16 protein-coding genes and 1 pseudogene are annotated in these 18,211 nt (G+C 47.7%); 5 read left to right on the forward strand and 12 right to left on the reverse strand.

The window, feature by feature from the left end; all coding sequences use genetic code 11:
- The 10 genes from FQV43_RS09810 to FQV43_RS09855 all read right to left on the reverse strand — a co-directional run bounded on the left by FQV43_RS09810 (position 1) and on the right by FQV43_RS09855 (position 12,352).
- Entirely contained in the window at positions 1-1,674 is a 1,674-nt protein-coding gene (locus FQV43_RS09810) for a hypothetical protein (RefSeq protein WP_146340263.1), read from the reverse strand.
- A 187-nt stretch (positions 1,675-1,861) separates the two neighbouring features.
- Positions 1,862-3,343 carry a replicative DNA helicase gene (gene dnaB, locus FQV43_RS09815; protein WP_144273500.1) on the reverse strand — a complete coding sequence of 494 codons (1,482 nt, stop codon included), beginning with the start codon at positions 3,341-3,343 and terminating at the stop codon, positions 1,862-1,864.
- 44 nt (positions 3,344-3,387) lie between these two features.
- A complete protein-coding gene (locus FQV43_RS09820) occupies positions 3,388-5,298 on the reverse strand; it encodes a glycoside hydrolase family 15 protein (RefSeq protein ID WP_146340265.1) in 1,911 nt (636 codons plus the stop codon).
- Positions 5,299-6,044: 746 nt separating this feature from the next.
- Positions 6,045-6,497 (reverse strand): 50S ribosomal protein L9, encoded by a 453-nt coding sequence (gene rplI / locus FQV43_RS09825; protein WP_144273502.1) that lies wholly within the window; start codon positions 6,495-6,497, stop codon positions 6,045-6,047.
- 92 nt (positions 6,498-6,589) lie between these two features.
- On the reverse strand, positions 6,590-7,159 hold the full coding sequence (locus tag FQV43_RS09830) for a single-stranded DNA-binding protein (protein WP_144273503.1): 570 nt from the start codon (positions 7,157-7,159) through the stop codon (positions 6,590-6,592).
- A gap of 86 nt (positions 7,160-7,245) precedes the next feature.
- On the reverse strand, positions 7,246-7,533 hold the full coding sequence (rpsF, locus tag FQV43_RS09835) for a 30S ribosomal protein S6 (protein ID WP_185967164.1): 288 nt from the start codon (positions 7,531-7,533) through the stop codon (positions 7,246-7,248).
- Between the two features lie 176 nt (positions 7,534-7,709).
- The gene (locus FQV43_RS09840; protein ID WP_144273505.1) at positions 7,710-7,898 is read right to left on the reverse strand and encodes a hypothetical protein; all 189 of its coding nucleotides are present in this window, start codon (positions 7,896-7,898) and stop codon (positions 7,710-7,712) included.
- On the reverse strand, positions 7,888-9,471 hold the full coding sequence (locus tag FQV43_RS09845; protein ID WP_146340267.1) for a glycosyltransferase family 87 protein: 1,584 nt from the start codon (positions 9,469-9,471) through the stop codon (positions 7,888-7,890). Before FQV43_RS09845 ends, FQV43_RS09840 begins: the two co-directional genes overlap by 11 nt.
- Before the next feature lie 74 nt (positions 9,472-9,545).
- Complete coding sequence (locus tag FQV43_RS09850) at positions 9,546-11,963, reverse strand: transglycosylase domain-containing protein (protein WP_146340269.1); 2,418 nt, start codon at positions 11,961-11,963, stop codon at positions 9,546-9,548.
- Positions 11,964-11,971: 8 nt separating this feature from the next.
- Positions 11,972-12,352: a DUF5318 family protein gene (locus FQV43_RS09855; protein WP_144273507.1), complete on the reverse strand. Its 381-nt coding sequence runs from the start codon at positions 12,350-12,352 to the stop codon at positions 11,972-11,974.
- Positions 12,353-12,508: 156 nt separating this feature from the next.
- Between FQV43_RS09855 and FQV43_RS09860 the strand changes: the two genes are divergently transcribed.
- From FQV43_RS09860 to FQV43_RS09875, 4 genes are read left to right on the forward strand one after another with little or no spacing between them, the layout of a single operon-like run.
- Positions 12,509-12,970 carry a MarR family winged helix-turn-helix transcriptional regulator gene (locus tag FQV43_RS09860; protein WP_144273508.1) on the forward strand — a complete coding sequence of 154 codons (462 nt, stop codon included), beginning with the start codon at positions 12,509-12,511 and terminating at the stop codon, positions 12,968-12,970.
- A 50-nt stretch (positions 12,971-13,020) separates the two neighbouring features.
- Positions 13,021-14,034: a universal stress protein gene (locus FQV43_RS09865; protein WP_146340271.1), complete on the forward strand. Its 1,014-nt coding sequence runs from the start codon at positions 13,021-13,023 to the stop codon at positions 14,032-14,034.
- A gap of 23 nt (positions 14,035-14,057) precedes the next feature.
- Positions 14,058-14,747, forward strand: a complete 690-nt coding sequence (locus FQV43_RS09870; RefSeq protein ID WP_146340273.1) for an SDR family oxidoreductase — start codon at positions 14,058-14,060, stop codon at positions 14,745-14,747.
- A 12-nt stretch (positions 14,748-14,759) separates the two neighbouring features.
- Entirely contained in the window at positions 14,760-15,260 is a 501-nt protein-coding gene (locus tag FQV43_RS09875) for a hypothetical protein (RefSeq protein ID WP_144273511.1), read from the forward strand.
- A 29-nt stretch (positions 15,261-15,289) separates the two neighbouring features.
- Here FQV43_RS09875 and FQV43_RS09880 read toward each other — a convergent pair whose 3' ends face one another.
- Positions 15,290-16,246, reverse strand: a complete 957-nt coding sequence (locus FQV43_RS09880) for a rhodanese-related sulfurtransferase (RefSeq protein WP_146340275.1) — start codon at positions 16,244-16,246, stop codon at positions 15,290-15,292.
- Positions 16,247-16,285: 39 nt separating this feature from the next.
- Here FQV43_RS09880 and FQV43_RS09885 point away from each other — a divergent pair.
- A pseudogene (locus tag FQV43_RS09885) lies at positions 16,286-17,118 on the forward strand (Fpg/Nei family DNA glycosylase).
- Here FQV43_RS09885 and FQV43_RS09890 read toward each other — a convergent pair.
- Positions 17,108-18,205 (reverse strand): esterase-like activity of phytase family protein, encoded by a 1,098-nt coding sequence (locus FQV43_RS09890; protein ID WP_144273514.1) that lies wholly within the window; start codon positions 18,203-18,205, stop codon positions 17,108-17,110. The pseudogene FQV43_RS09885 and the gene FQV43_RS09890 overlap by 11 nt on opposite strands.
- Between the last annotated feature and the right edge of the window lie 6 nt (positions 18,206-18,211).

The following is an 18,211-nucleotide window of genomic DNA, read 5'->3' on the forward strand; positions in this document are numbered from 1 at the left end:
TTATGCTGCGCGCAGATGTCCACCAGTAGTAACTTTAGGACGGTCTTTCTTCGCTACAGTCTTAGCCTGCTTAGCGACGTTATCCTTTACGCTTTCAGAGATAACGGTCTTAGGTGCAGGCTTAGATTCTGGTTTAGAATCGGCAGGTTTGTCCTGCTCAGGCTCTACAACGGTGGTAACAACCTCACCCTGCTCAACCTCTGTGTCTGTGTCAGGAAGAGTTGGTGGAACAACAGGCTTAACCGGTTCCTCACGTTCTTCAGGACACTCAGCTGGCTTCACAGGTTTCTCCTGCTCAGGTTCCTGTGGTTCTTCAGAAGGAGTAGGTTCCTGAGTTTCCTCACTTGGAGTTGGTTCCTCAGACTCCCGTGGTTCCTCAGTTTCCTTGGAAGGCTTAGCAGGTTCAACCTCCTCTTCATCGGAAGGCGTTGGTTCCTCAGATTCTACAGGCTCCTCACTAGGCGGAACCTCAGATTCTTCGTCAGGACACAACGTAATATGCTGGAAACCCTGGTCACAATTATCTTCGCCACCAGTAAGTGGACCATAATAGTTCACTGCAGGATTCAAGTAAAGGTTAAATGTCTTCGCATACTGTCGGTAGCGATCACCACCAGACTCAATATCAGTACCAATCGTATCAAAACGATCAGTGTTACGAGTAACTGCACAGGTTCCCACACTTGTTAAGCCATGGCGAGTACCCTGATCAGCATACAAAGCAGCAATCTTTTCATTCTCCAACGCAATTTCTTTATTGCGTTGGACAATTTCTGCTTTACGAGCTGGAGACGCAGACTCATCCTCCGGAATCATCGGAATAGACACAGGAGGCAACTCACCAGTACGACCCCACACATAATCCTTCAAGGATTGGCACCCCTGTTCAGGACTACCAGGTCCACCACCCTCAACAGAGCACTTCCACAGCATATTCTCAGCACGAATCGGAATATAGGTATCATCACTGACTGCTTCCACAGTACCGGTGACCTCAAAAGTGAACACACCCAGCGCGTTCAAGCCGATTTGGTAGAAATCCCACTCAGGCTGCTCAGCAAAAGACGAAGGCTGAACACCATATAGAGCCCCTTCATCATCAGCTAAAGAACCATGAGGATTCTTCACAAACGACGACACTTTATACGTGTTATTATCAATCAGATACGTTACCCCTTCATCGTTCTTCTCGAAAGAATCAACGATTGGAACCTGATAGTCCACTGCCTTGGTAAGAACATAACTATCATTACTTGATGAGATGATATTTTCTTCAGGTAGCGGATTACCATCCAAATCTTCCCAATAAGTTTTCTGAGTGTCTTCCCCCTTAGCGGCAACGCCTCTATGCCATTGCACATTAGGCATGTGCGTCAGCTTAATCGACACATCTTTGACTGTGGACGGGATCATAATCTGCGCACCGCGACTATTTTGGATGTGACCTTCTTCCATCACCAAAGGTGATAGTTGTACTTGCCAGGTAACCTGTGTTTCATCCCCCACTTGTTTTACACAGGTAGAACCAGTGTCACAGTTCGCACCACCCCACGAACCAAGAACATTATGAGCATTGCCGCCCTGGGAGCCACTATCATCAGAACCGCCACCGCTATAAGTACCAGTACCGCTGCCAGCGGCTAATACTGAGGGGGGGGGATAGAAAACCCGCACCAAGCATACTTACGGCAGCAACCGCCGCAGCACGCTTAGCAAAACGTTGTAAAAACATATTTCCTCTTATTTTCTTCCTAGGAAAAAGAACAAAAATACTTTCCAGATTCCCTCAACCACACAAAGCTGAGAAAAACCTAAAAGTCTTTCTCATCATAGCCACAGAGTAGTCGAGATGCTAATTCAACTAGCCACGAGCCATATCCACAAACCGGGAATAATGCAGCTGGTGCGCCACTTCCACAGTATCGATTGGACCACCACGGTGCTTCGCCAAAATAATATCTGCCTCACCGGCTCGTTCATTTTCCTTATCCTGCGAGTCTGGTCGATAAAGCAACATAACCATATCCGCATCCTGCTCCAAAGAACCAGATTCACGCAGGTCAGCGATCTGCGGTCGTTTATCAGTGCGTGATTCTGGCCCACGGTTAAGCTGAGAAATAGCAATCAGTGGCACATCAAGTTCTTTTGCCAACAGTTTCAGCTGACGCGAAAACTCAGACACCTCTTGCTGGCGCGATTCCACTCTTTTACCCGAGCTCATCAACTGCAAATAATCCACTACGATCATCTGTAAATCATATTTTTCTTTGAGCTTCCTCGATTTAGAGCGAATATCCATCATCGTCAAACTCGAAGAATCATCAATAAAAATAGGAGCCTTCTCGATTTGCCCTACTCGACTTGCTAATTTTGTCCACGCATGGTCGTCGAGCCGCCCGGCTCGCATATCAGAAAGTTTGATCTCGGTTTCTGCAGAAAGCAGGCGCATCACAATCTCGCTCTTAGACATTTCCAAGGAAAAAATGACACTAGCTTTATTGTGCTTAATGGAGCAAGAGCGCACAAAATCAAGCGCAAGAGTCGATTTACCCACACCAGGACGCGCAGCAACAATAATCATCTGCCCGCCATGTAACCCATTGGTGAGATTATCCAAATCGATAAAGCCAGTGGGAATACCCATTGCCAAACCACCATTTTCGGTGATCTCATCGAGCTGATCCATCGTCGGCTGAATGAGATCAGCAAAAATTGAATAATCCTCAGCAGTATTTTTGCGTGAGATACCATAGACTTCCTGTTGGGCAAGGTCGAGCACAGTTTCAATCTCAGCACCCTCAGTGCCCTCATAACCAAGTTGCACCACACGCGTACCTGCATTAACCAATTTACGCAAAATACTTTTCTCGCTCACGATCTCCGCATAGTAGTGAGCATTAGCCGCCGTAGGCACAACAGAAGTAAGTGTATGTAAATATGGTGCTCCGCCGACGCGTTCTAGATCATTATTCCGATCCAAACGCGCTGAAACAATAACCGGGTCGATTTCCTTGCCGTCGGTAAATAGATCAATAATCGCAGAATAAATAAGCTGATGTGCTGGTAAATAAAAATCTTCTGGCAGCAATAACTCGATAATATCCACTACTTTCTGTGGACTCATGAGCATAGCGCCTAACACACCTTGCTCAGCATCTTTATCATGCGGGGGCTGGCGAAACTCATTAGGAAAATTATTGCCTTTTCGGTACCCGCCGTGCCCGCCGTTCCCGCCGCCATATGAGTACCCAGCATCAGACTCAGCATAGTCTGGTGGCTCCGGCGCAAACTGCGCCGATGAATCATCAAAACTATCAAAACTCTGTGCTGATTGTGTGCTCATTCTTCTCTGCCTTCTCACTACGTCAGGTTCACGATTTGCCTATTCTAGCTCATCTTTTCGCTTGCCGACGCCCGACCAATAGCATCCGAGGCACGAATGAGCGACAAGTGCGAAAATGCCTGCGGAAAGTTGCCCGTCAAACGTTGATGACGAGGATCATATTCCTCAGCCAATAACCCGAGATCATTCGCTGCCTGACATACCACTTTCATTCTTTCCTGAGCATCTGCTACCCGCCCAGACGCCGCATATTGCTCAATCAACCAGAAGGTACAAATGAGGAATGGGGCTTCGTCGCCACTCAACCCATCGACACCATCTTCAGTGCGATAACGATAGACGTAGCCATACTCATCGACAAGGTCTTGCTCAATAGCTGCCACAGTACCCAGCATTTTCGGATCGTCGGCAGCAATGAATCCAGTGGCCGGCAATTGCAAAAGTGACGCGTCTACCTCTGTGCCCCCATAGAACTGAGTAAAGCACCCCCGATCAGTATCAAAGCCATGTTCGAGAATTTCATCGCGCAAACGATCGCGATGATACTTCCAACTCTCCACATCGCCATCGAGCCCATGCTCTTCCACGGCACGAATACCCTCGTTGTAGGCAGCCCACATCATCACGCGACCATGAGTGAAATAGTGGAGTTCACCACGCATTTCCCAAATACCATGATCTTTTTGGTGGATATTATTAGTCTGATAATCCAAAAGACGCTTTTGCAATCCCCAAGAAAACTCATCCTCCGCCAATCCCGCATCACGCAAACTGGCCAGCGCAAGCATGACTTCGCCCACCACATCAGCCTGATATTGACCAGCAGCACCATTACCAATACGCACCGGGCGTGAATCCGCATAACCACGCAAATTAGGCAATTCTTTTTCATCTAGTTCGCGCTCCCCGCCCAAACCATACATAATCTGTAGATTTTCTACATCACCGGCGACGGCACGCAAAAGCCAGTTACGCCAATCCATTGCACCATCGGCAAAACCATGCGAAACCATAACCTCCACGGTCAAGGCAGCATCTCTAAGCCAGGTATAGCGATAATCCCAATTGCGCTCCCCACCAAAATCTTCCGGCAAACTTGCCGTCGGGGCAGCAACAATTCCACCAGTATCAGAGTGAGTCAATGCGCGAAGAACCAGCAAAGAACGCTTAACGAGCGTGCTCCACGGAGAATCCACCTCAAAATTACTAATCCAGTCTTGCCAAAAATCAGTAGTAGTCTCTAGTGCTACATCAGCTTGAGCAGGAACAGGTGTCTGCTGCCACGATGGGAACCAGGTGAGTGACCAGTCGAGTTTATCCCCAGCTGTGAGCGTGAAATCGCCGATAAGGCGTGGTAAAAGATTAGATTCCCCTTCCTCCGAGAGATCCTCTGGCGAGGCGCTATAAAGCCGAGGGCCAGAGATAAGTAAGCCATCTGGACCCGCTTTACACAGCAGAGCTGGTTCCTCTGTTCCAGGGATTGTGGTCGGGCTAAACCAGGGCAGTGCCCGCGCATAGTTGAACCTGACTCGAAGATCGTGGGTAATGGTGATCTCACCTTCGAGACATTCCACCGCACGAATGAGATCCGCTTGAAGAGTGGCAGGGGGCAGGAAATCAGTTACTTTAACTTTTCCAGTGGCGGTTTCCCATATAGTTTCCAAAATGAAGGTATTGGGTTTGTATCTACGCTCGACGACCATTCCGCCGCGTACTGAAAGTTTCCACCTGCCGTCGTCGGGACTGCCTAGGATGCCACAGAAGATAGCGGGGGAGTCAAAACGGGGGAGGCAAAGCCAATCTACAGAACCTTCTTTACTGACTAATAGCCCTGTTTGCAGATCGGATAATAATGCATAATCTTCTAGAGGAACATCGTTGTACCTGCTTGACCCATTTGCTGTGCTAGTTTTTGCTACGAGATGGGGGTTAGTATTCTGTGTATTTTTTGTCATGCTCTCTATTCTCGCACACGAATCCTCATTTGTTTTCCACAGAGTTATCCACAGTTATCCACAGGGGGTAATTCTTTTTCACATTTTCCCTGCTATTTTTTCACAACCACTGTGGAAAACTTGTGGATAACCTCCATTTTCCCCTCGGAGAAATCTATATTTCAGCAGTTTAAGTGTAGTTTCTTCCTTGTGGATACCTTTCAACAGACAAAAGGTTTTGTCCACAATAAGGCATTTGACAAACCAAAAGAAAAGTGTTTTTATCTTTGCTTTCTCCGTCGTTACTCACATAGTTATCCACAAAAAGTATTCTGTCCAAGAGACTCTGGCATACCAAAATTAAACGATTAAAGCACCACCTTAAACTGCTGCTTTTCCATTTAGCACGTGCTCTCATGCCGTTTTTGCTAGCCAAGGTACCCTTATGTCAATCTTGGTGCAATAGAGAAACCAGGTCATAAGCATTTTTGCTTATGACCTGTCAAAATTATTATGCTCTACTTTTTTCTATCCTTAAGTAAAAGGACCAGTATCACAATGAGAATAACTGGTACAAAAAGTTTTATAGCGAGAGCTAGTACTCCAATTGCTAGTTCAGCCATAATTACTCCTCAATCATTACGCATGCCATACTTTGTCTACAACAATAAAAAAATAACCCTGCGCCCAGCAAATTCTGGGACACAAGGTTATTTTATGCTGTTGTCGGATGGGCTAACTCACATTAGCCGTTACTGCTTTCTTGGTTAAGAAGCAGCAACCTCAAAGTTCACTGTAGCTGCAACATCAGAGTGCAACTTAACATTAGCGGCATAAGAACCAACGGTCTTGATGTGACCTTTTGGTAGCTCAATGGCACGCTTGTCCAAGTTAGGGCCGCCAGCTTTCTTTACTGCTGCGACAATGTCTTCAGTAGAAACAGAACCGAAGATCTTGCCCTTTTCTGATGTACGAACTGAAACAGAAACGCCGTCGAGCGCCTCTAGTTGTTCCTTTACCTCACGTGCATGATCAAGGTCGCGAATAGCGCGAGCTTGCTGTGCACGCTTGATTCCTTCAATCTGCTTTTCTGCACCACGAGTAGCAACAATAGCTAGCCCGCGAGGAAGCAGGAAGTTACGTCCATAGCCGTCCTTGACCTCAACGATGTCACCTGGGACACCGAGGTTATCAACTTCGGCGGTGAGGATCAGTTTCATGATCCCTGCCTTTCCTATTACGGTCCCTATATAAGCTATATAGAGATGGAGTGAAATGGTTGATGTAGAGCAGATACTGTGCTTTTAGATTCTTAGAATGGTGGCTCAGTATCTTCATTATCAAATCCACCAGCTACTGGCGCGCTACTCCACGGATCATTGTGTGGAGCAGCCTGAGGTTCACGAGAAGACTCACGAGAACCACCAAAACCGCCTTGGCTACCATAACCACGGTTTTGTCCACCCTGGTTAGAGCCACCAAAGTTTCCATTATTGCCACCATAACCACCCTCACGAGGGTTACGAGCAATCTGGGCAGTAGCATAACGCAATGAAGGACCCACCTCATCGACTTCAATCTCCATAACGCTACGCTTTTCACCCTCGCGGGTTTCATAGCTGCGTTGACGAAGTCGACCAGTAACGATAACGCGCATTCCCTTTGTCAAAGATTCTGCGACATTTTCTGCCGCTTGACGCCATACGTTACATGAGATGAACATAGCCTCACCATCTACCCACTGATTAGTCTGTGCATCAAAACGACGCGGGGTAGAGGCAACACGGAAATTAGCCACAGCAGCACCTGCTGGGGTAAAGCGTAGTTCTGGATCGGCAACAACATTGCCAATCACAGTGATATTCACATCTCCTTGTGCCATGTTTCTTCCTTACCTTGATTATTGATTAACTGCCCATAGAAATTGTAGCTGGGAATTAATGTGCATAAAGGTGTGCGCGGATAAAATTATTTATCGCCGCGAAGCACCTTGGTGCGCAAAACGCTGTCGTTAAGGTTAAGAACACGGTCAAGCTCCTGAACGGTGCTGGACTCACAGCTGAGATTAAGCACAGCGTAGATGCCCTCTTCCTTCTTAGCGATTGGATATGCCAAACGGCGCTTACCCCAAATATCAACCTTGTCCACCGAACCGTTATCTTTACGGACGATCTCAAGGAACTTGTCTAGGGACGGGGCAACGGTGCGTTCATCCTGGGTTGGATCCAGAATAATCATAACTTCGTAGTGACGCACGGACCTCATCACCTCCTATGGTCTTGTAGTTCTTATCGGCCATAACCCTTTTGGCTATGGCAGGAGGATCGTTGCGTCAGCAACCTATCTAATGTAGCTAAGAAAAAGGCAAAAGTCTATTTATCGCGTTTTATTTGCTTTGGATTGGCGTCGAAAAGCAAAAAAGCTTTTCGACGTTATGGGCTACTAGCCACAAAAACTGCTAAACACACTGGGATAAGCGCGATGAATACTACTGCGACTCCAAAAAGCGACCACACCAATACCTGAGATTTTTTATACATGAAACAAGCAAAGGAACTACCAAAGCACAAGAATCCAATAAAAACGCTAGCGATAGTCCACAGCACAACCTCATCGACCATCTCTATGTCCTTTGCTGTACTTTCCACTAGGCTGCGCTATCGCTTCTCCAAGGGCAGGAGCAGAAATAGGGGCAGGGGCAGGAGCAGGGGCGAAAACACCACTCAATAGATCCACACCGCCATTATCGCGCAACACTACATCTTCTTTTTTAGAAATCATCTGCATAATGATTCCTACTGCAATCGCAATGACACAAATATCCCGACCAAGAATGAATAGATCAAGGAAATGCGCTGATACACCTTTGTTTTCCTTACCCATCATGTGCCACATCAGCACCAACCACGTCAGCGAATCAATAACACCCCACGTAAAGATCAAACGCCATTTCGGAAACGCTAACACAGCAAAGCACAACAACCAGAGAGAATACTGAGGACTCCACACTTTATTGACTAATAAAAAGGCAGCAATAATGAGATAAGCAAGCTCAGCTACACGAGGCTGTCGGGACACACGCAACCCAAAGATGAAGATCGCTAAACACGCACAAACAAAAAGACCGGAACTTACTACATTAAGCACAGCATGGTTGCCCGCAGAGCCAAAACCCTGCCACGGGGTTTCTCGGTAAAATACCGCATAGAGCGTTGTCCATTCCCAACCACGCTCAGAATTGAGGCGGAAAAATTCTTTCCACGCCTGCGGATATTTCAACATGATAGGCACATTGACGACTAACCATGTGCCCACCGCAGCCATAGTCATAGTAAACATCGGCATAAAGCGCTTCGTGCGAATCGCCACAATCAGATACGCACCCAAAAGATAGAGTGGCCATAATTTTAAGGACACGCCAATACCAATAAACACACCAGCCCATAGAGGTTTTTTCCTGGCCACAAACCATACTGCCAGCATAGCTGCGGCAATTGACGGAATATCCCAATTGGTAAAAGCATGCGCAATGAGCAGGGGAGAGCACGCAACCACGAGACTATCCCACACTCGGTTACCGCATAATTGCGCCACGATCCATAAAATCAGCAGCCACAAGAATCCATAGCAGATGGCGGTAATGGAAAAATAGACCGCTACCTCACTAATTTTGAGTGGAATATGGCGAACAAGTGGATAAACGATATGAGTAAGCGAGGCCATAATCCATTGGAATATGCCAGTTAACACCGGATACTCCATATAGCGAGTAACCCCATCGTCTACCCAAGAATACGCATAGGGGAAACCGGAATGATCGAGTCCTCTACCAGAATAAAGCGGGACAATATCGTTATAACAAGCAGAGACGTACTGTCTATTATTTATCCACGACGACCGCACAATGCCATTATCGAGCCGACCCTGTAAACAAGGCGCCTTCGCTAAAAACCCGGCGCTAAGCATCCCTAACCCTAATGCGAAAATTACTCGCAGCGGGCTAAACAGCCTTTGCGTGCCTACGACGGCAAACCGCCCTAGTGCGCCGCCAAGAAAAGTATGCAATCCTGCCGCCGAGTTATCAGCATGGAGAACCTGAACGCGATATCGTGGATCACCAATTTTTCCTGGCACTAATCGAGCTGGTGGTCGAGAATCATTCTGCTCACGCACTTGTCGACGCATAGTGGTCATGCGTTCAGTTCTCCTTCATTCAAGCAGTTATACAAAACTTATCGGCTCATACAGCCGTGACATCATCCTAGATTCTAACCGCCACCTAGTAATTCTTGCAGGATGTCTAAGCCGCCTTGATCCTGTTCTCCAGTATTGGCTCCGCCACCAGTGCCACCAGTGCCACCTGTTCCACCTGTTGCTCCGCCGCCGGTTCCAGTGCCGGCACCAGTGCCAGTTCCACCACCTGCACCGGTACCGCCAGTTCCAGTCGTAGTACCCGTGCCGCCTTGGGTTATGCCAGTTCCGCCACCTGTATTGGTAAGATCAGTCGTATCTGTTGCTGCGGAATCTTGCGGAGCAGGATCATTAGCGGAATTAGTTGTTCCCGATGTACTAGAAGAATTACTGCTTGAGCTGGAGTTAGAACTCGTAGCCTTAGAGCTTGAGCTACCCGAGTTACTTGGCGCGGTGCCATAATATACCTTTGCGCTATACCCTAAGGACATAGGGGAGCGGAAAGACATTACTTCTTCGTCTTCTAATGCGTTGTCAAGAATATCTTTCCATGTTGAGGCAGGTAAACCAGAGCCGTACATTAATCCGCCCCAGGAATTAAAAATGGCAGATCCATCAGCTGTACCTACCCATACTGCGGTAGACAATTGCGGAGTCGCACCAATCATCCACGCGTCTTTATTATTCCCAGTATCGCCAAGCTGCACAGTTCCTGTCTTGGCAGCAGAAGGACGACCACCAGCAAGGGCATTATAGCCTGACCAATTAGCAATCGGCGCCATTGCATCGAGCACATTGCTTGCTACTTTTTCGCTCACTCGACGCTCACCAGGAGAGTTTTCATGCTGATAAAGCAGATCGCCATTAGCGTCCTCGACCTTTTCGACGAAATACGTATCGTGATAAACGCCCAAGTTTGCCAGAGTAGCTAAGGCATGAGCCATATCAATCGGACGGGTTTGATACTGACCGAGGATAATGCCTTCATAAGGTTGGGCACCATTTTCTGTTAATGTCTCTGGGATGCCTGGCAAAGAACGCGCAACGCCAAGAGCATGAGCCATATCGGCAGTATCTTGAGTGCCATTGGCAAGATCTTCTTGGAGCCGAAGGAAACTCGTATTGTAAGAGTTCTTTAAGGACTCTTTGATGGTACAAGAGCCACAACCTGAATCACCATCATTATTAGTAACGGTAATACCACCAGGGAGCTGGAAAGGCGCAGAACTGTAATACGCAGAAGTAGGAATACCTTGTTGTACTGCCGCAGCTAATCCAAAAATCTTGAATGAGGAACCAGTCTGCAAAGCAGCATTAGCGAAGTCGAAACCAGTAGCTTCTTCACCGCCATAATAACCACGTACCGCACCTGTTGCCGGTTCTACAGATACCGCTGCCATCCGAAGATTCTCATTCTCGCCAGATAGGTTTTCTTCCACGGCATCTAATGTTGCTTGCTGAGTTTTAGGGTCAATAGTGGTGGTTACTCTCAAACCTTTAGTATCAATATCATCTTGAGTAATGCCCAAAGCAAGAAGTTCCGCACTGACTTGGTTTTTAATATGCCCATTGGTCCCTTCTGCCTGTGCAGAGGTTTGACTAATTGCTGGGTCCAGGGTTTCAGGATAAACCAATCCAGCACGCACATTTTGATCTAACCAACCAGAAGATACCATGCCGTCGAGCACATAGTTCCATCGTTGTTGTGCTTCTTCGATATTGACCCAAGGATCCAATTGGCTTGGTCGCTGAATTGCAGCAGCTAATACCGCTGCTTGTTCGACGCTTAACTCAGCCGCTGGGATACCAAAATATGCACGAGCAGCTGCTTCGATTCCATAGGAGTTACGCCCAAAATAGATGGTGTTGAGATAGGCTTCGAGCACTTGATCCTTGGACCATTCTTGGGACATCTTGACCGAATACACGAGCTCTTTTGCCTTACGGCTGTAGGAGCGTTCATTACCAACTACCGCATTCTTTACATACTGCTGGGTGATCGTCGAACCGCCACCGGCAGAGTCATTGCCAGTGAGCTGCCCCCATACTGCGCGACCAAAACCGGTGAACGAAAACCCAGAGTTAGTGTAGAACTCTCGATCTTCTGCAGCAAGAACGGCGTGTTTAGTGGTATCCGACAATTGCGATACTTTGATCTCACTGCGATTACCCTCGGGTGGAACAATGCGCGCTAATTCTAACTTGGAGTCCGAAGCGTAGATCTCAGTAATCTGCTTGGTTTCTAACTCGCCCGGCTCAGGTACATCGGCAAGAATATACGCCACTATGAATGTGACAATGGGCACAAGGATGACAGCAAGAATGACACTCAGCAAAGAAAACTTCAGCCAGCGCCTAGAACTTTTCTTTACTTTATGCTGTGCTCTACCTTTTCTTTTAGGTGACGAACCAGATGTTTTTGATCTCTTATTTTCGGTCACTAGATCTGCACTTTCTGCTCTGTCATTACTGTCTTTACTATTTTCATCGGCCATTGTAAGCCCTATTCCTCATGTCGTGTAGCCACTGCTTCTTCAAGCACATGATTCCACCTACAGACAGGACACACTTCTACAGTGTGGATGGAAAAGCTTTTCCCCTTTTCGACGTACTCCTGTATTTCTTTGAGAGTACGTGCACTTGAAGAAATTCTGCCTAACTCATCGCCATAGACCCAATACACAAATAATAACTGATTGTTGGCACAGATAGGGCATTGATAAGGTGCTGAAAAGCCATGATGCTGTGCAGCAGTAACCAGGATAAAGTCAGCATCACATATTTCTTCACGACGAATATGCCCACCACGCCACGCTTGGAGCACCTGCAATCGCTGCAACTTATGCGAAATGACATTACAAAACTGAACTGACTTCGTTCTCATCGTTGCTTTGCCCATAGCTGTGTACACCCTCATCGGCTTTGCTGTATCTTGGTTTTATCCTGCTAGTTAATATACTCAATTTTATTTTTCTGATTTTCTTCTAATAGAATTACTGAAAAAATACTATCGAAAGCAAAAACAGCTAAACTACAGAGCATGTCTAATTTAACCCCATACGAAATTGCGGCACTTATCCGTCCAGCACTGACAAAACTGCATGTGCTTTATTTCCGTGTCGCCGAACATTCCGACCTCTCAGGTCCACAATTAACCATCATGACACTCCTGGCAGAGGAAGGTCCTCAACGCATTAGCAGCATCGCTAAAGCAGAGGGCATCCGAATGCCTACCGCTTCTAACGCGCTCCACCAACTCGAAGAGCGTGGCATGATTGAACGCACTCGTGATGAAACCGACCGACGCGGTGTACGCGTACGGTTAACCCAACTCGGCACCCAAGAACTAGAACGAGTAGGGCAGGAGCGCAATAAATACCTCGCGGATATGCTTTCTTCGCTCAACCAGAATCAACTAAGCCAATTAGAAAAACTGGCAGACATCATTAACGAACTTGCTGATTCCTATTCTGGCGCTGAGTCATCCGTCGAAAAGCGTTAGTCTGCCGCCTCACCCGTTATTCCGCTTAGTTCACTTCGCTAGAGAGACTTATGGAAACTAGCCTTAGCCATTGTCCACTGCGCATACTCGTCGCGTGGTCACCTGCCGATTCCAGCACAGACGCCATTGAAATGGCAGCCTGGCTCGCGCGTACTGCCGATGTAAAAATACGATGCATCACCACCTTGCTACGCCCGTGGCCATCAACTGTCATAGCACGTCTAGGCAGCAAATATCGCAAATGGCTCAAGAAAGAATCTGAACGTCTCCAAAAAACAGTGCACAGCGAACTACTGCGAGCGGGAATTAAAGAAAGCCAGCTCAGCAAGCACTTTTCTGTGCTTGCCGACGGCACCAATGAGGCAACACTGCTCAATCAAGCCGCTAAAGACTTCAAGGCAGATCTCATCGTCCTCAGTTCTGGGGTAGCCACCCCTAGAAGTCGGTTTCGGCTGGTTTCTACTGCCGACTCTCTCTACCGCTCTTCTTCCACTACGTTGGGGCTGGCACCCCTTTCGCCAAAATTATCAAAACGCGGCGTAACCCGTATTAACTTCGGGCATATCAGCGAAAATGACTCCCCCGAAGGCTTATATCAAGCAGCGCAACTAGCACATTCTTGGAAAATACCACTGAGAATCCTCTCACTATCTCCTAGTGAGTTCGGTGAAAGTGTTATCTCAGAGCGTCTCGAACTACCGCATGAGCTCACGATGGAATGGCATGAAAATACCCTCGCCAACCTCGATAGACTCAGCGATAAAGTGCATGAGCACTTTCCAGATGTGGTTATCGAAAGCGACATCGGCTCCGGCATTGGTTGGGCCGGCGCTTTCGACGGCGTGAAATGGAAAAAAGGCGATTTGCTCTGCCTTGGTGCCACACCTCAAGGAACAGTGGAACGCGTACTCATTGGCTCACATACTGCAGAGATTCTCCCTCATAGCAAAGTTCCTATCATTATGTTCCCCTATGCTTGCCATCAGGAGACATCTCAAATACACCACATACCTGCACAAGAAAACAGTGGTAATAGTGGTAATGAAAGTGCCACCACTATTTAGGAAGAAGAGGAGTATCAGTTCCAATGAATGCTGCTCACCAGGATAAACCAAAAACAATAGTAATCACGGGGGCAAGCCAAGGAGTTGGTCTAGCCCTCACTCAGCTTTTAGCTACCCGTAGCTGGCATATTCACGCACAATATCGCAGTGCTATACCCGAACTTGATGCTGATATTGCCCAGCATATTACCTGGTGGCAAGCAGATTTCTCTCGCGGGGACTCAATTGCTATCCCACAGGTAGACACCGTAGATGCGCTTAATCATTGCGCGGGAGTAGCTGTTCTTGGCGCGTGTGCTCACACCGCACATGAACAATGGGCGCAGCATATGAATATCAATTTCCATGCCCCTATCAACCTCACAAATGCACTATTGCCGCAGCTACGTCATGCTCATGGCCATGTGGTCTATATCAACTCTGGGGCAGGGCTGCATACTCACCCGCAATGGGGAGCATATTCCGCTAGTAAACACGCAGCGCGTGCCTGGTGTGAAGCATTGCGTCAGGAAGAACCGCAGCTACGAGTGTCCTCGATTTATCCTGGTCGTATTGATACGCAAATGCAACGATCAATCGTCGCACAGGAAGGAAAAGAATACCATGCAGATTCTTTCTTACGTGCCGATACCGTCGCAAAGTCTATTCTCCATCTGCTTGATACCCCGCACGATGGAGTCATTCATGACTTAATGATCCGCCCCCATAACTAGCAGGATGGAAATATGAGCCCCTTTGAGTATCCCATCCTGGAACCAGACCAGCCAGAACATCCAGAAAATGATTTGCGATCTGATGCTGATTACGCCAACCGCTATCGACCACAACCACAAACTTTTGATGAGCTAGCGGATCAACCTGACCCCGTGGCACAAGCAGCAGCCAATAAGCGTTCCACAAAGCAAGCAATAATTTTTGCCTGTTTCATTCCACTACTTACTGCTGTTCTTTCTCTGCTCAGCGCAATGTTCATCCGCCACTTAGGTGGTATCCGCTGCGAGAGTAACCAAGCAGTATGGTTATGTACTCATGCGGCACAGGTTTGGTGGCCAATCCTTACCAGTGCCATTCCGGTAAGTGGCACTCTGATCTGCGCATACATTACCTACCACAAGTATAAAAACTATCTGCGGTGGCGCCCGTGGATGGGAACCTTTTGGGCGCTTATCACTTTCAGCATGGTCTGGATGACCTCAGTGCTACAAATCAGCATCACCGCACACTAAACGCAACGAAGGGCTGCCTGCAAATCAGCCTATTCTGCATTGCTTGCTGCTACTTCTTTTTCTTTCTGCGCAAGTTCTGCAGCAACCTCAGCGCACTCTTCTTTACCGCAATGACGAGTCTCAATGTTGTCGAAACAATCACGACACATCAACACTAAATCGCGACAAGTGTTTTCATTGACACAGTGATCAAATTTATTAGTTGGCTTACCACATTTACAATGCCCAAGCTGCACGAATCCTGGATCTTCGACACCAGCACCAAACTCCATGTGCATTCTCTTGTCAAAGACGTAGAGGGAGCCTTCCCACAGTCCATTGTTGCCATAGCGCTCACCATAGCGAACAATGCCACCATCAATTTGATAAACCTCCTTGAACCCACGATTAATCATGAGCGAGGAGAGAATTTCACAACGAATACCACCAGTACAATAGGAAATAACTGGCTTGTCTTTCATCCAATCATATTTCCCAGATTCTAACTCACGGATAAAGTCGTGAGTAGTTTCCACATCAGGAACGACCGCATTCTTGAACTTACCGATTTCTGCTTCCATCGCATTACGTCCGTCGAAGAACACAACTTCATCGCCTCGTTCTTCAACTAATTGGTTCACCTGCTCTGGTTTGAGGTGCACACCACCACCGACGACGCCCTGCTCATCCACTTTCAACTCATCAGGCGCGCCAAAGGCAACGATTTCATCGCGTACTTTTACCGATAGGCGAGGGAAGTCGTCGGCACTGCCCTCTGACCACTTGAATGAGGTTTTATAAAAAGGTGCATACTCCCTGAACCGCTTGACATAGGTTTTGCAGGCTTCAATATCGCCGCCGACGGTGCCGTTAATGCCATGCTTAGAGATGAGGATACGCCCTTTGAGCCCCAACAAAGTACAGAGTTCGCGCTGCCATAGCATCAATGCTTTGGGATCCGCGATCGGGGTAAATTTGTAATACAGCAGAATTTTGTCATCAGTCACATGCTTATTCTAGCGCGCTAAGCGCGTAGCATATATTTCATGCCCGAGGGACACGTTATTCACAAGCTCAGTCACGACCTTAACCATGCCTTTTGCCATAGCTCACCACTGGTCAGCTCACCGCAAGGACGTTTCGCACACGAAGCACAACTACTCACTAACCATCCTTTTGTGCGCGCCTCTGCCTGGGGAAAGCATTTATTTCTGGAGTTTGAGAATGACTCACCCACGCATATTGTTCACATTCATCTTGGGCTTATCGGTAGTTTTCGTTTTGAGCCACGCGAGCACACCCCTGGTCATATTCGATTAAAAATTGATACCCAGACAATAGGGATATTCTCTCTGCGCACTTGCGCGGTCCACAATGGTGTCGACTCATCAGCGACCAAGAACAACACATAGCTACAACTAAACTCGGTATTGATCCTTTGCGCGCAGATACCCGCACCGAGCATATTGCGAAAATTAGAGAAAAGGTCATGCGCTCACAGCGCAGTATTGCTTCACTGCTGATGGATCAAAAATTATTTGCTGGTGTGGGCAATATCTATCGTGCTGAAACCCTATTCCGATTGCGGATTAACCCTTTTACGCCCGGAGCCCAGCTGAGCGCTTTCGACGATATCTGGCAGGATCTCGTCTTTTTGATGAATGAGGGGGTTAAGACAGGCAGGATAGATACGGTTCGCCCAGAACATACCCCCCAAGCAATGAATCGCCCACCGCGCAAAGATGATCACGGTGGGGAAGTGTATGTGTATCGTCGACAGCTGTTACCCTGCTATATCTGCGCAAGCCCTATTGCGCACACAACTGTGGAAGGCAGGAATCTATTTTGGTGCCCAACCTGCCAAAACACTAATTCTTAGCGATGGCAATGCGGTCTAAGAGGGTGCGCTGAGTCTCGTTGAAATTATCATCGGCAATGACAATTAACTGGGCGCGACCATCAGGTAGCACAGGTCCCCAGGATAATGCTTCCACATTGTCAATGGGGTCGGTGCCGTCGTTTTTGAGCATTGAGGCAAAGTCAAAAACTAATTCTTTTTTCACTGGGACTTCAGTGCCGTCGAGAGCGCTGCGCCCAAGCACATTGGTCGCGCCGTCGAGGGTGATGCGGTAGATTTCGCCTAAGTTGCCATTGTCTGGGATATAACCGCGCTCGATGATATAGAAACTGCCGTCATTAGCTGCGATAATTTCAGAAGGTCCGCGAAGTTTCGAGTGTGGATAACGCGGTCCAATCTCTACAACATATTCCGCAATTGCTTCGCCCTTGCTCAAGGAGTATTGGGTCAATCGCACTTTCATGCCGTGTTCTTCGGTATTTTGTTCACCGTCTTGTATGAGTGTTCCCTCATTGATGGTCATAAGAATGTCATCGTTGCCGTAAATGCGGGTGAGCCCTTCATTGGCTTGATTATGTGAAATACCCATTTTTCCATCTGGGGTTGGCGCATGATATGCCGGCGCTGCTATACGACGTAACTCTTTGCCCTGTTGATCGCTAATGATGATGCCTGGTGCAATGAAGTTACCGTCTTTTGCCCATCCTTCGGTGGTCCACGCTAGGGTGCCGTCGGGAAGCAAACGGATTGATTCTGGGTCTACTGACTCTTTAGGGTATGGGTTTCCTTGTGGGTCGTGCAGCATGATGGTGTCTGTGACCTTGATTTTGTCATTAGCATTGTAGTCTGCGGGGATGGTCATGCGGTACATCCGAGATTTGCCAGTTGAGTCATCGCTAAGCGCCATGTATTCATCGCCGCCGAGGTGAGTAAGCCCGGAGATACCACCGAAGCCTTCTGCTGGTTCTCCTAGGTCAATGGTGGAAAGTAGTTCGCCAGTGTATTTTTCCTCAGCCTGAGCTGTGCCAGTAGCAAAGGTTAATTGTGCGGTAGCAATAAGACCAATAGTTGTGGCTGCGAGTGTTGATACAATGCTTTTTCGGTTCATAAGCGC

It is taken from the genome of Corynebacterium sp. sy039, from assembly GCF_007904105.1.
Lineage (GTDB): Bacteria > Actinomycetota > Actinomycetes > Mycobacteriales > Mycobacteriaceae > Corynebacterium.

Bases quoted from the DNA above. Each gene is read 5' to 3' on its own strand.
- dnaB (WP_144273500.1), bottom strand. From the start codon at position 3,343: ATGAGCACACAATCAGCACAGAGTTTTGATAGTTTTGATGATTCATCG.
- FQV43_RS09820 (WP_146340265.1), bottom strand. From the start codon at position 5,298: ATGACAAAAAATACACAGAATACTAACCCCCATCTCGTAGCAAAAACT.
- rplI (WP_144273502.1), bottom strand. From the start codon at position 6,497: ATGAAACTGATCCTCACCGCCGAAGTTGATAACCTCGGTGTCCCAGGT.
- FQV43_RS09830 (WP_144273503.1), bottom strand. From the start codon at position 7,159: ATGGCACAAGGAGATGTGAATATCACTGTGATTGGCAATGTTGTTGCC.
- FQV43_RS09840 (WP_144273505.1), bottom strand. From the start codon at position 7,898: ATGGTCGATGAGGTTGTGCTGTGGACTATCGCTAGCGTTTTTATTGGA.
- FQV43_RS09845 (WP_146340267.1), bottom strand. From the start codon at position 9,471: ATGACCACTATGCGTCGACAAGTGCGTGAGCAGAATGATTCTCGACCA.
- FQV43_RS09850 (WP_146340269.1), bottom strand. From the start codon at position 11,963: ATGGCCGATGAAAATAGTAAAGACAGTAATGACAGAGCAGAAAGTGCA.
- FQV43_RS09855 (WP_144273507.1), bottom strand. From the start codon at position 12,352: ATGAGAACGAAGTCAGTTCAGTTTTGTAATGTCATTTCGCATAAGTTG.
- FQV43_RS09860 (WP_144273508.1), top strand. From the start codon at position 12,509: ATGTCTAATTTAACCCCATACGAAATTGCGGCACTTATCCGTCCAGCA.
- FQV43_RS09865 (WP_146340271.1), top strand. From the start codon at position 13,021: ATGGAAACTAGCCTTAGCCATTGTCCACTGCGCATACTCGTCGCGTGG.
- FQV43_RS09870 (WP_146340273.1), top strand. From the start codon at position 14,058: ATGAATGCTGCTCACCAGGATAAACCAAAAACAATAGTAATCACGGGG.
- FQV43_RS09875 (WP_144273511.1), top strand. From the start codon at position 14,760: ATGAGCCCCTTTGAGTATCCCATCCTGGAACCAGACCAGCCAGAACAT.
- FQV43_RS09890 (WP_144273514.1), bottom strand. From the start codon at position 18,205: ATGAACCGAAAAAGCATTGTATCAACACTCGCAGCCACAACTATTGGT.